At 50.0% G+C, this 11,876-nt stretch carries 14 protein-coding genes (1 of these 14 running past the window's edge); 7 read left to right on the top strand and 7 right to left on the bottom strand.

Annotated features, from left to right (window positions below; all coding sequences use genetic code 11):
* The 7 genes from QVP67_RS07415 to QVP67_RS07445 form a co-directional block, all read left to right on the top strand.
* On the top strand, positions 1 to 881 hold an 881-nt coding region (locus QVP67_RS07415; protein ID WP_288180006.1), incomplete at its 5' end, for an anthranilate synthase component I family protein.
* A gap of 30 nt (positions 882 to 911) precedes the next feature.
* The gene (locus QVP67_RS07420; RefSeq protein WP_022162937.1) at positions 912 to 1,478 is read left to right on the top strand and encodes an anthranilate synthase component II; all 567 of its coding nucleotides are present in this window, start codon (positions 912 to 914) and stop codon (positions 1,476 to 1,478) included.
* A gap of 66 nt (positions 1,479 to 1,544) precedes the next feature.
* On the top strand, positions 1,545 to 2,540 hold the full coding sequence (trpD, locus tag QVP67_RS07425; protein WP_022162938.1) for an anthranilate phosphoribosyltransferase: 996 nt from the start codon (positions 1,545 to 1,547) through the stop codon (positions 2,538 to 2,540).
* Between the two features lie 4 nt (positions 2,541 to 2,544).
* Entirely contained in the window at positions 2,545 to 3,363 is an 819-nt protein-coding gene (gene trpC, locus QVP67_RS07430) for an indole-3-glycerol phosphate synthase TrpC (protein WP_022162939.1), read from the top strand.
* Between the two features lie 24 nt (positions 3,364 to 3,387).
* Positions 3,388 to 3,993 (top strand): phosphoribosylanthranilate isomerase, encoded by a 606-nt coding sequence (locus QVP67_RS07435; protein ID WP_022162940.1) that lies wholly within the window; start codon positions 3,388 to 3,390, stop codon positions 3,991 to 3,993.
* Positions 3,994 to 4,043: 50 nt separating this feature from the next.
* The gene (gene trpA, locus QVP67_RS07440) at positions 4,044 to 4,832 is read left to right on the top strand and encodes a tryptophan synthase subunit alpha (RefSeq protein ID WP_022162941.1); all 789 of its coding nucleotides are present in this window, start codon (positions 4,044 to 4,046) and stop codon (positions 4,830 to 4,832) included.
* Positions 4,833 to 4,984: 152 nt separating this feature from the next.
* Positions 4,985 to 6,025: an asparaginase gene (locus tag QVP67_RS07445; protein WP_022162942.1), complete on the top strand. Its 1,041-nt coding sequence runs from the start codon at positions 4,985 to 4,987 to the stop codon at positions 6,023 to 6,025.
* Positions 6,026 to 6,363: 338 nt separating this feature from the next.
* Here the strand turns inward: QVP67_RS07445 and galE are convergent, their stop codons facing one another.
* From galE to QVP67_RS07480, 7 genes are all read right to left on the bottom strand, one after another.
* Entirely contained in the window at positions 6,364 to 7,398 is a 1,035-nt protein-coding gene (gene galE / locus QVP67_RS07450) for a UDP-glucose 4-epimerase GalE (RefSeq protein ID WP_022162943.1), read from the bottom strand.
* A 156-nt stretch (positions 7,399 to 7,554) separates the two neighbouring features.
* Complete coding sequence (gene rsxA / locus QVP67_RS07455; RefSeq protein ID WP_022162944.1) at positions 7,555 to 8,133, bottom strand: electron transport complex subunit RsxA; 579 nt, start codon at positions 8,131 to 8,133, stop codon at positions 7,555 to 7,557.
* A 45-nt stretch (positions 8,134 to 8,178) separates the two neighbouring features.
* A complete protein-coding gene (rsxE, locus tag QVP67_RS07460) occupies positions 8,179 to 8,763 on the bottom strand; it encodes an electron transport complex subunit RsxE (protein ID WP_022162945.1) in 585 nt (194 codons plus the stop codon).
* An 18-nt stretch (positions 8,764 to 8,781) separates the two neighbouring features.
* The gene (locus QVP67_RS07465) at positions 8,782 to 9,444 is read right to left on the bottom strand and encodes an RnfABCDGE type electron transport complex subunit G (RefSeq protein WP_288180007.1); all 663 of its coding nucleotides are present in this window, start codon (positions 9,442 to 9,444) and stop codon (positions 8,782 to 8,784) included.
* Entirely contained in the window at positions 9,441 to 10,433 is a 993-nt protein-coding gene (locus QVP67_RS07470; RefSeq protein ID WP_022162947.1) for an RnfABCDGE type electron transport complex subunit D, read from the bottom strand. Before QVP67_RS07470 ends, QVP67_RS07465 begins: the two co-directional genes overlap by 4 nt.
* A 14-nt stretch (positions 10,434 to 10,447) precedes the next feature.
* The gene (rsxC, locus tag QVP67_RS07475; RefSeq protein WP_022162948.1) at positions 10,448 to 11,785 is read right to left on the bottom strand and encodes an electron transport complex subunit RsxC; all 1,338 of its coding nucleotides are present in this window, start codon (positions 11,783 to 11,785) and stop codon (positions 10,448 to 10,450) included.
* 77 nt (positions 11,786 to 11,862) lie between these two features.
* Positions 11,863 to 11,876 carry the 3' portion of a Fe-S cluster domain-containing protein gene (locus tag QVP67_RS07480; RefSeq protein WP_022162949.1) on the bottom strand. Its footprint extends 883 nt past the window's final position, so the window shows 14 of its 897 coding nt (coding positions 884-897); the start codon falls outside the window, past its right edge; the stop codon is at positions 11,863 to 11,865.

The raw sequence follows: 11,876 nt of genomic DNA on the forward strand, positions 1-11,876 counted from the left end.
TGGTGCAGCGGGCCATCCACAACCGCAACTACACCGCCTACGACTTCCATGCCTCGGGTCCCGTCACCTCGCCGCTCACCGACGAGCAGCACAAGGCCAACATCCGTCGGGGCATTGCCCACTGCCTGCGGGGCGACGTCTTCCAGATTGTGCTTTCGCGCCGCTTCGAACAACGCTTCACGGGCGACGACTTCAAGCTGTATCGCGCCTTGCGCAGCATCAACCCTTCGCCCTATCTGTTCTACTTCGACTTCGGCGGATTCCGTATCTTCGGCTCTTCGCCCGAAACTCATTGCCGCATCGAGGGAGGACGCGCCTACATCGACCCCATTGCCGGAACAACCAAACGTACCGGTGATCCGCAGCAGGATGCCGCCAACGCCCGCTACCTGCACGACGATCCCAAAGAGAATGCCGAACACGTGATGCTCGTCGACCTGGCCCGCAACGACCTCTCGCGCAACTGCCACGACGTCAAAGTCGACTTCTACAAAGAGACACAATACTACAGCCATGTCATTCACCTGGTCAGCCGTGTCAGCGGTACGCTGAACGACGATGCCGACCCCGTCAAGGCATTCATCGACACGTTCCCGGCCGGCACACTGAGCGGTGCTCCCAAAGTGCGCGCCATGCAGCTGATCAGCGAACTGGAGCCCCACAACCGCGGCGCCTACGGCGGCTGTATCGGCTTCATCGGACTGAACGGTTCGCTCAATCAGGCCATCACCATCCGCACCTTCGTCAGCCGCAACGGCGTACTGTGGTTTCAGGCCGGCGGAGGAATCGTGGCCAAGAGCAACGAAGAATACGAGCTGCAGGAAGTGAACAACAAACTCGGCGCCCTGCGGAAAGCCATCGAAATGGCCGAGAAACTATAAACCACAACCCTTACAAAAACAACAAGAACCATGATAGCCATCATCGACAATTACGACTCCTTCACCTACAATCTGGTACATCTGGTGAAAGAGCTGGGCGCAGAAACCTGTGTATTGCGCAACGACTGTTTCCGCCTGGACGAACTGAAACGTTACGACAAGATCCTCCTGTCGCCCGGTCCGGGCATCCCCGAAGAAGCTGGCCTGCTGATGGACACTATCCGCACCTATGCCGAAAGCAAACCGATACTGGGCATCTGCCTGGGCGAACAGGCCATAGGCGAAGCCTTCGGTGCCCGGCTGACCAACCTGAAAGAAGTATTCCACGGCGTACAGACTCCCGTAAAGATACTCCGCGCAAATGAAGACTACCTCTTCAACGGCCTGCCCGACAAGATTCTGGCCGGACGTTACCACTCGTGGGTAGTAGACCCGGCTGACCTGCCCGACGCCCTGGCCGTCACCGCCATCAGTCCCGAAGGCCACATCATGGCGCTGAAGCACCGCCAACTCAACGTACACGGCATTCAGTTCCACCCCGAATCGGTACTGACTCCCGAGGGAAAGACAATCATACGAAACTGGCTCCGGCAATAATCGCTCAAGACAGCGCGAACCCAAAGAAAATTCTCTATACAACATACACTCAACAAAGAAAGCATTATGAAAGAAATATTATCCCGACTCTTCAACCACGAAGAACTGACCTCGGCAGAGACCCGGCAGATTCTGCTCAACATCACCCGCGAGATGTATCCGGAAGCACAGATAGCCGCCCTGCTCACCGCCTTCCAGATGCGCGGCATCACAGTCGACGAACTGATAGGATTTCGCGAAGCACTGATGGAAACACGCATTCCCGTCGACTTCAGTCCTTATCGCCCTATCGACATCGTAGGAACAGGTGGCGACGGTAAGAATACATTCAACATCTCGACCTGCGCCTGTTTCGTCGTAGCCGGTGCCGGCTACAAAGTGGCCAAGCACGGCAACTACGGAGCCACATCGGTCAGTGGTGCCAGCAACGTCATCGAGCAGCACGGTATCCGTTTCACCAACAATGCCGACACCCTGAAACGCAGCATGGACCGATGCAACATAGCCTACCTTCATGCCCAGCTTTTCAACCCGGCCATGAAGTTTGTCGGCCCCGTACGCAAGGCATTGGGTGTCCGCACCCTGTTCAACCTGCTCGGACCGCTCGTCAATCCATGCCGTCCTGCCTACCAGCTGCTCGGCGTGGCCGACCTTGCCCAAATGCGCCTTTACACCAATGTATTCTACAAACTGGGCATCGACTTTGCCGTAGTCAACAGCCTGGACAGTTACGACGAAATCTCCCTGACCGACGAGTTCAAGGTAATGACCCGCCACTACGAGCGCATCTACCGCCCGCAGGCTTTGGGCTTCAGTGCAGCCCGCCCCGAAGAACTGTTCGGCGGCAGCAGCAAGGAAGACGCCGCCCGCATCTTCGACAACATCCTGCACTGCCGTGCCACACCGTCACAGACACAGTGCGTAGTGGTCAATGCTGCCTTTGCCATTCAGGTGATGGAGCCGGAAAAGGAAATCGAAGAGTGCATCGCCATCGCCCGCGAATCGCTGGAAAGCGGGAAAGCACTGAATACACTGAAAACATTCATCGAAATAAACAGCTAAGGACATGAAGGATATACTATCGCAAATCATCGAGCACAAAAAGACAGAGGTACAGGCACAGAAGCAGGCCATCGGTCTGGAGCAACTGCGCGAACAGGTGAAGGAGCAACTGGAAACAGAAAACACGCCGCGCCGCAGCATGAAGCAGGCACTTGCCCAATCGGCAACCGGCATCATTGCCGAGTTCAAACGCCGCTCTCCTTCGAAAGGCTGGATCAACCGACAGGCACAGGCCGACCTCATCCCTCCCGGCTACGAAGCGTCTGGAGCAAGTGCCCTGTCCATTCTGACAGACGAAGCATTCTTCGGCGGTACTTTGGACGACATACGCACGGCACGCCCACTCACCCGTCTGCCCATCCTGCGCAAAGATTTCATCATCGACGAATATCAGCTGTTGCAGGCACGCCTGGCTGGTGCCGATGCCGTCTTGCTTATTGCTGCCTGCCTGACCTGCGAGGAATGTGCCACACTGGCCGAACAGGCTCATGCGCTCGGACTGGAAGTCTTGCTGGAGCTCCACAGCGAAAGCGAGCTGGCATACCTCAGCACTGTAGCGGCCGACATGGCAGGCATCAACAACCGGAACCTCGGAAGCTTTGTCACGGATGTAGCCAACTCGTTCCGGATAGCCGACCGGCTCAGGCAACAGACCTCGGCGTTACTTGTTTCGGAAAGCGGCATCTCCAGCATGGAGACCATACAACGGCTGCGCGCTGCCGGCTATCGGGGCTTCCTGTTGGGAGAAGTCTTCATGAAGCACTCCTCACCCGCCGAAGCCCTGAAACAGTTTCTTCAATCAAAAATACAACCGCATGTTTAACTACTAATTTATCTTCAAACAACTATGATCATCAAAGTCTGCGGAATGACCGATGCGGAAAACATCCGCCAAATAGAACAACTGGGAGTAGACATGATAGGCTTCATCTTCTACCCCAAGTCGCCCCGCTATCTGTACGGCATTCCTGAATATCTTCCGCAACATGCCAGGCGAGTCGGTGTCTTTGTCAATGAAAGCAAGGAAAACGTCTGCGTCTATGCCGACCGTTTCGGCCTGGACTACATACAGCTGCACGGCAACGAATCGCCCGAGTATTGCCGTTCGCTCCGCCAGCAGGGACTGCAGCTGATCAAAGCTTTCTCCATCGCTTCGCCCAAAGACCTGAACAGCATCTCGGCTTTCGAAGGCATATGCAGCTACTACCTGTTCGACACGAAAAGCGAGAAATTCGGCGGATCGGGCAATCAGTTCGACTGGAACCTCCTGCACCGCTACCAGGGACACACTCCCTTTCTGCTGAGTGGAGGCATCAACCAGTACAGCACACAGGCGATAAAGCAGTTCCATCATCCCCGACTGGCTGGCATCGACATCAACAGCCGCTTCGAAACATCCCCCGGGCTGAAGGACGTAACACGCATAAAAAATTTCCTTCAGACAATCCGGTAACGGACATTATCCCCCTTATTTATGTATAACCCTATAAAAAGAATATTATTATGAACCGCATCAACCAGCTTTTTCAGCATAATCCCCACAACCTGCTTTCCATCTATTTCTGTGCCGGTTGCCCCAGCCTTGAAGGTACTGCCGACGTCATCCGTACACTCGAAGAAAACGGTGTCGACATGATCGAAATCGGTATTCCCTTCAGCGATCCGATGGCCGACGGCGTCGTCATACAGGCAGCAGCCACTCAAGCACTGCGCAACGGTATGTCGGTACGCAAACTGTTCGAACAGCTGCACGACATCCGCCGCCATGTCCGCATCCCGCTCATCCTGATGGGCTACCTGAACCCCATCCTGCACTACGGATTCGAAGCCTTCTGCCAGCAGTGTGTCGCGTGCGGCATCGACGGCATCATCATTCCCGACCTTCCTTTCCGCGATTACGAAGAACATTATAAAGACATCGCCCAGAAGTACGACCTCCGCATCATCATGCTCATCACCCCCGAAACCAGCGAAGAACGCATCCGTCAGATCGATGCCCATACCGACGGTTTCATCTACATGGTTTCCTCGGCTGCTACCACAGGTGCCCAGCACGATTTTGACGCACAAAAGCAAGCCTATTTCCGCAAAATCGAGGATATGCAACTGCGCAATCCCCGCATGGTAGGCTTCGGCATCAGCAACAAGGCCACCTTCGACGCCGCCTGTGCACATGCCTCGGGAGGCATCATAGGCAGCCGCTTCGTCACCCTTTTGAACGAATCGGACGGCGATGCCGGCAAAGCCATCCGGAAACTGAAGACTGACATCGGTCTTTTGCAACCGGAATAACCCCACAACAGCCCTGCACAGCCAGAAAGACAGACCTATCAATGGCATATTTCCACACGTATTACAGAAATGTGTCATTGATACCTGTAAACAAAAGTGGATTTTTAATATTTTATATTAACTTTGCCGCTGAAATAAAAAGCGATATGTCTATGCAGATAAATTGTCCTTCCGTATTGTTGATTTATACCGGCGGAACTATTGGCATGATAGAAAATCCGGAAACCGGCGCACTTGAGAATTTCAATTTCGATCATTTACTCAAACACGTTCCCGAACTGAAACGTTTCAACTATCACATTTCATCCTATCAGTTCAACCCTCCTATCGACTCTTCGGACATGGAGCCCGCCTTTTGGGCAAAAATCGTAAAAATCATCAGCTACAACTATGATTATTTCGACGGTTTTGTTATTCTGCACGGTACCGATACCATGGCCTATACCGCTTCTGCCTTGAGCTTTATGCTCGAAAACCTGTCCAAACCTGTCATCCTGACCGGCTCGCAACTCCCCATCGGTACACTGAGAACCGACGGAAAAGAAAATCTGATCACCGCCATCGAAATCGCAGCCGCCAAGCATCCCGACGGCACGCCTGTCGTACCGGAAGTCTGCATCTTCTTCGAGAACGAACTGATGAGAGGAAACCGTACCACCAAAATCAATGCGGAAAATTTCAATGCATTCCGTTCCTTCAACTATCCCTCGTTGGCCAAAGTCGGCATTCACATCCGTTACAACGAGCATCTGATTCGGCGTCCGGATCCTACACGTCCGCTAAAACCGCATTATCTGTTCGACACCAATGTAGTAGTCCTCACCCTTTTTCCCGGCATACAGGAGAAAATCATTCATTCCGTTCTGCATGTACCGGGCCTGAAGGCTGTTGTGCTGAAAACATTCGGATCGGGCAATGCACCGCAAAAAGACTGGTTGATCAATTTATTGAAAGACGCCACCGAGCGCGGCATCATCATTGTCAACATCACCCAGTGCCAAAGTGGAGCAGTCGAAATGGAACGCTACGAAACAGGTTTGCAATTACTGCAGGCCGGCGTCATCAGCGGCTACGACAGTACGCCCGAATGCGCTGTCACCAAGCTGATGTTCCTCCTGGGACACGGACTTAGCCAATCTGAAATACGCTACCGGATGAACTCCTGTCTGGCAGGAGAAATAACCAAGGAATAACCACACAAAAGTTACTTCCCTTCCCCTTCCTTCGTCTGTCTAAACAGGCGAAGATATCCTCTTTTTCCCTTGTCCGTAACTTTATCCTGTTTTCGTATGCCCCATGCAGGTGGGTATACGAAAAATAGGCCCTGTCTCCCGACAAGGCCTATTCACAACACAAACACAAAATAAAACACGACAAAACTACTATGCAATCTATCCTGTCTATGCCGGGGAGGCATAAGTATCTATCTAAGTATATTCACATACACCAAAGATAAAATCAGGAAGATTAGCCTCTATATAACAAATGCGGGGAAGCATTTGTTTTTCCAATTTCCTTAAAAAATGTTATTTTATTGAATTCCTCTTTCTCTTAACTTCAATTGCCAGTTCCATGCCGAACGCAAAGTATCTTCAATAGTGCTTTCTGCCTTCCAGCCCAACTCTTCATTGGCCAAAGCAGGATTAGCCCATACTTTCTCGATATCACCGGCACGGCGACCTACAATCTGATAGTTCAATTTCACACCTGTTGCTTTCTCAAATGCATGAATCAGCTCCAATACAGAAAGTCCGCGTCCTGTTCCAATGTTGAACACTTCTACTTTTTCTTTCTGCTTCTTTTCCAGAATTCGTGCAATAGCTACAACATGTGCCTTAGCCAAATCAACCACGTTGATAAAGTCGCGGATACATGAACCGTCAGGAGTATCATAGTCATCTCCGAATACGCTCAGTTTCTCGCGGATACCGATGGCTGTCTGAGTCAGATAAGGAACAAGGTTTTGAGGCACACCGTTCGGCAGTTCACCCAACAAAGCAGTAGGATGAGCACCAATCGGATTGAAATAACGCAGCAAAATAGCATTGATAGGTGATCCGGAAGCAACAGTATCACGGATAATCTCTTCATTGATCTGCTTCGTATTTCCGTAAGGAGACTCAGCCTTCTTGATCGGAGCCTGTTCTGTTACCGGCAATTCATCCGGCTGTCCGTATACCGTACACGAAGAAGAGAATACGATTCCTTCCACTCCGTGCTTGGGCATCAGCTCCAGCAAGTTGATCAAAGAAACCAGATTATTACGATAGTACAGCAAAGGCTTCTGAACAGATTCACCCACAGCCTTGCTGGCTGCAAAATGAATGATCGCCTTTATACCTTTATATTTTGCAAACACGGCATCAAGTCCGGCAAAATCCAAACAATCCAACTTTTCAAAAGCCGGACGAATGCCTGATACCTTTTCGATATTATCTACAACATCTGCACTCGAATTCGACAAGTTGTCTACAATAACAACATCGTAACCTGCATTCTGTAATTCCACCACAGTATGAGAACCAATATATCCAGTTCCACCTGTAACTAAGATTCTTTCTTTCATAAAAAAATAGATATTTAGCCGTTAGCTTTTCAATACGAACGCAAATGTAGAAAAATAAATCAAGAAAAAACAGAAAGAAGAGAAAAAAATAAAAAAAACGCGAATGACAGCCCTTTTCTCGGCCATCATTCGCGTCCAAATTCACATTATGATCGATTAAATTTTCACTACACCCGAGAAGCCCATAAAGGCCATCGCCAACAAGCCGGCTGTAATAAGTGCAATAGGAGTGCCCTGCATTCCTTTAGGCACGTTCACCAGGCTCATCTGTTCGCGCAGACCGGCAAACAGTGTCAATGCCAATCCAAAGCCCAATGCTGTTGAAAAAGCATAAACCACACCTGTCAGCAGATCATAGTCTTTCTGGATAACAAGGATCGCTACACCCAGAATACAGCAGTTCGTCGTAATCAGCGGCAAGAATACGCCTAATGCCTGATACAAAGAAGGAGATACCTTTTTCAGGATGATCTCCACCATCTGAACCAATGCTGCAATCACCAGGATGAAGGTGATGGTCTGCAGATAGCCCAGGCCGAATGCGTCGAGAACATATTTCTGAATAAGGAATGTCACAATGGTAGCAATAGTAAGCACAAACGCTACTGCTGCCGACATACCCAGTGCCGTATCAATCTTCTTGGATACACCCAGGAACGGGCAGATTCCCAAGAACTGCGACAATACGATGTTGTTCACAAAGATTGCCGAAATAAATATCAATATATATTCCATACTTTCTTCAATTGATCGTTAAATTCATGATTCATTCTCCTTGTTTCAGGCCTTCTTCAAACGGTTTACCACAGCAATCAGATAGCCCAATGCGATAAATGCACCCGGAGCAAGAACAAACAACAGCATACCGTAGTCTTCCGGGAAAACAGTCAGACCGAATATCTTGCCCGTACCCAGCAACTCGCGTACAGCTCCCAGAAGAGTCAGACCCAACGTGAAGCCCAGACCCATGCCCAGACCATCGAACATGGAAGCCAACGGACCGTTCTTGGCCGCAAAAGCCTCGGCACGTCCCAGTACAATACAGTTCACCACAATCAAGGGGATAAACAATCCCAGTGTTGCGTACAGTCCGGGAACATAAGCCTGCATAATCATCTGCAGCAACGTCACAAACGAAGCGATAACGACAATAAACGACGGAATACGTACCATATCCGGGATCAGATTCTTGATCGCCGAAATTACGACGTTGGAGCAAATCAGCACAAACATCGTGGCCAATCCCATGCCCATACCATTGATTGCCGAAGAAGTAGTACCCAAAGTAGGACACATACCAAGCAGAAGCACAAACGTCGGGTTTTCCTTGATAACCCCGTTCATCAATACTTTAAAATTGTTCATAGCTTTCTACTCCTTTCATTAATTAACGCTAACCGAGTCCGTAGCAGCAGAGTCGGCATCATTAGCAGGTTCAACATGTTTTTGTGTAGCGCCCGTTGCTCCATCGGCCGTATTCTGGCCGGCATAAGCGGCATAGGCTGCATTTACTGCATTCAGAAAAGCACGTGAAGTAATGGTAGAAGCAGTAATGGCATCTACCTGACCGCCATCTTTGCTCACGGTCAGCGGAGTCTCTCCCGGGTTAAGTCCTACGATATTTCCCTTATTGCCTTTCTTAAACCAGTCGGCAGCTTTCGAGCCAAGTCCCGGAGTTTCGGCATGAGCCAACAGAGAATAATCGATGATCTTGCCTTCGGCATCAAATCCGACCAATACTTTCAGTTCACCGCCAAATCCCATAGACGTAGCCTCAACAGCTGCTCCAATATATTCTCCGCCTTTTGTAGCCGGATAAACAGCATATTGTACTCCGTTCACTTCCTGAATTTTCTTTTCCGCTATCGGGTCATTGTCAAATCCGGGAACAACGGCGCTGACAGCGTCGCTCAATGTTTTGGCATTGGCTTGCGCAATGGGTTCTTTTGTCAGTTCATTGACATAAGCCAACAATGCTACAGAAACGGCAGTCACACCAGTGAGCACCAGTAACATATTCTTTAAGGATGATTCTAACTTTTTCATTTCTTTTTCGCTACCTCCCCAAAGCGTTTAGGTTTAACATATGTGTTGATCAAAGGAGTGAATGCGTTCATGATAAGAATGGCAAACGACATACCCTCGGGATAAGCACCGAACAGACGGATAATGACCGTCAGCAGACCAATACAAACACCATAGATCAACATTCCTCTATGATTCATCGGCGAAGTCACATAATCGGTAGCCATGAAAATAGCACCCAGCATCAGACCTCCCGAAAGCAGGTGTACCAGACCGGACGCATACTTTTCAGGATCAACCCAGTGCATGATCGAAGAGAATACAAATACTGTCACAAGAATCGATACAGGAATATGCCAGGTAATGATTTTCTTCCACAGCATATAAGCCAGTCCGATGAGCAGTGCCAATGCGCTGACCTCACCGATACAGCCACTGTTGTTACCAATCAGCAGGTGGAAAGACTGCGGCAGGTCGCTCAACGACATTCCGGGAGCACCGTTGATCACACCTTTCATAATAGCCAGCGGAGTGGCAGTTGTCGTAGCATCCGTATAAGCCATCAGTTGTCCTACTTCCGGCCAGCTGGTCATCTGCACCGGGAAAGAAAGCAGCAGGAATACACGTCCGGCCAAAGCAGGATTGAAAGGATTACATCCCAAACCGCCAAACGACATCTTGGCTACGCCAATGGCAAAAAGTGCACCAATGATGATGATCCACACAGGCAGGTTGGAAGGCAGGTTGAATGCCAGCAGCACACCGGTTATGATGGCCGAACCGTCTGTAATGGTTGTATGAGGGTTCTTCAGCAGATACTTGCCGATCACCCATTCGAAAAAGAGACAGGCCAGCACCGAAGTAGCAGTAACGATCAGTGCTCCCAGTCCGAAGAAATATAGCGACACCAGAAAAGCCGGGATCAGTGCCACAAGCACCCCGTACATATTCTTCTTCACGCTATCACCTCCATGCACATGGGGTGAAAGGGATACAATTAACTTATTCATAGATTTGTGCTAATTTATTTTTTTACTTGGCGTGCACGTATCATGGCACCGACCTTTGCCTTGCCCAGACGTATAAAGTCCAGCATAGGACGGTTGGAAGGACAGGTAAACTGGCAGGAGCCACATTCTATACACGACATAATATCTTCTTTTTCCACTCTCTCGAAATCGCCATGAGCCGACACAGTTGCAAGCAAATAAGGTTCCAGACCCATCGGGCAGGCTCCTACGCACTTGGCACAACGGATACAGGGCTGAACACTGCCACGCTTGGCTTCCTTATCGTTCATGATAAGTATGCCCGAGCTTCCCTTGGCAGTAGGAACATCGGTATTCACCAGCGCCTTACCCATCATCGGTCCACCACCGATAATCTTACCGGTATCTTCCGGCAGTCCGCCGCAAGCGTCAATCAGCTGCTTCATCGGCGTACCGATACGAGCCAGGAAGTTAGACGGCTTGGCCAGCGACTTTCCGGTCACCGAAATCACACGCTCAAACAGCGGTTTGTTTTTCTGAACGGCCTGATATACCGCAAAAGCTGTACCTACATTCTGTACCACAGCTCCTGTAGAGATAGGCAGTGCACCGGCAGCCACCTGACGTTTGATGATGGCATCGATCAGCTGCTTTTCACCTCCCTGCGGATATTTCACCTTCAAAGGCACAACCTCGATACCGGCATACGAAGCGGCAACTTTCGTCATCAGCTGGATAGCATCAGGCTTGTTGTTCTCGATACCGATAAAGGCCTTGTTCACCTTTACTGCCTTCATCAGGATTGATACGCCTACCATAATTTCTTCAGCGTGCTCCAGCATCAGCTGGTGGTCGGCAGTCAGATAAGGTTCACATTCTACAGCATTGATAATGACACATTCGGCTTTGAAAGCAGGCGGCGGACACAGCTTGACCTGTGTGGGGAAGCAGGCACCTCCCATACCAACAATACCTGCATCGGCTATTTTCTTCACAATTTCTTCGGCAGACAGGTTGCACTCTTTCACCAAAGTTTCACTACGGTCGATGCTTTCCTCCCACTCGTCACCTTCCACGTCAATAAAGATAGCCGGTTTGGCATAACCGCTGGCATCGATAACCGTATCAATTTTAGCAACTTTTCCACTGACAGAAGAGTGGATGGCCGCAGAGACAAAACCTCCGGGCTCGGCTATTTTTGTTCCAACCTTCACCATGTCACCTTTTGCCACAATCGGCTTTGCCGGCGCACCAATATGCTGGCTCAACAAAATCACTGCTTTGGCAGGGATCTCTGCCTTGACAATCGGCTGATGTGCTGAAAGTTTATTTTCGTGTGGATGTACTCCACCAATTGAAAATGTCTTCAACATACGATCTTGTATTTTAATTCGTTTATTTCTCTAATCTTTATTTCTTTGCATCAGCGGCCACTTCGGCAGCCTTTACTTCAGCGGCTTTCGG

This window comes from Bacteroides sp. CAG:633 (assembly GCF_000435115.1).
GTDB lineage: Bacteria > Bacteroidota > Bacteroidia > Bacteroidales > Bacteroidaceae > Bacteroides > Bacteroides ndongoniae.

Coding starts and splice junctions, on each gene's coding strand:
- QVP67_RS07420 (WP_022162937.1), top strand. CDS start 912: ATGATAGCCATCATCGACAATTACGACTCCTTCACCTACAATCTGGTA.
- trpD (WP_022162938.1), top strand. CDS start 1,545: ATGAAAGAAATATTATCCCGACTCTTCAACCACGAAGAACTGACCTCG.
- trpC (WP_022162939.1), top strand. CDS start 2,545: ATGAAGGATATACTATCGCAAATCATCGAGCACAAAAAGACAGAGGTA.
- QVP67_RS07435 (WP_022162940.1), top strand. CDS start 3,388: ATGATCATCAAAGTCTGCGGAATGACCGATGCGGAAAACATCCGCCAA.
- trpA (WP_022162941.1), top strand. CDS start 4,044: ATGAACCGCATCAACCAGCTTTTTCAGCATAATCCCCACAACCTGCTT.
- QVP67_RS07445 (WP_022162942.1), top strand. CDS start 4,985: ATGCAGATAAATTGTCCTTCCGTATTGTTGATTTATACCGGCGGAACT.
- galE (WP_022162943.1), bottom strand. CDS start 7,398: ATGAAAGAAAGAATCTTAGTTACAGGTGGAACTGGATATATTGGTTCT.
- rsxA (WP_022162944.1), bottom strand. CDS start 8,133: ATGGAATATATATTGATATTTATTTCGGCAATCTTTGTGAACAACATC.
- rsxE (WP_022162945.1), bottom strand. CDS start 8,763: ATGAACAATTTTAAAGTATTGATGAACGGGGTTATCAAGGAAAACCCG.
- QVP67_RS07465 (WP_288180007.1), bottom strand. CDS start 9,444: ATGAAAAAGTTAGAATCATCCTTAAAGAATATGTTACTGGTGCTCACT.
- QVP67_RS07470 (WP_022162947.1), bottom strand. CDS start 10,433: ATGAATAAGTTAATTGTATCCCTTTCACCCCATGTGCATGGAGGTGAT.
- rsxC (WP_022162948.1), bottom strand. CDS start 11,785: ATGTTGAAGACATTTTCAATTGGTGGAGTACATCCACACGAAAATAAA.